The organism is Psychrobacter sp. 16-MNA-CIBAN-0192, assembly GCF_040309565.1.
Classification (GTDB): domain Bacteria; phylum Pseudomonadota; class Gammaproteobacteria; order Pseudomonadales; family Moraxellaceae; genus Psychrobacter.
Genome location: NZ_JBEOOX010000360.1, coordinates 1 through 263, shown reverse-complemented (window position 1 = coordinate 263; position 263 = coordinate 1). Strand labels below are relative to the sequence as shown.

The 263-nt window shown below is 39.5% G+C and carries 1 protein-coding gene; it reads right to left on the bottom strand.

Annotated elements, in window-relative coordinates; translation table 11 throughout:
• On the bottom strand, window positions 1–263 hold a 263-nt coding region (locus AAEY78_RS13595; RefSeq protein WP_352339862.1), incomplete at both ends, for a hypothetical protein.

Below are 263 nucleotides of genomic sequence, written 5' to 3'. Positions count from 1 at the left end.
GCCTAGCAGAACAGAGGATGTTAAAAGGGCAATGCCTTTCAGCAGTTTTTTCGTATCTGTTATGTATTCCTTGTATAGAAGCGTTCTAAGCCCTGCTCCTGATAAACCACCGAAACCAAGCACACTATTAAAGGAGTTGGCGATCCAAGAAATTCGGATCGTTTTCCAGCCGCTGATAGGCATATTAAGGCTTTTTCTTAAAATAAAATCATATAAGGACATGGATAAAACAGCGACAAGTCCAAGAAAGACAAGAATAAACA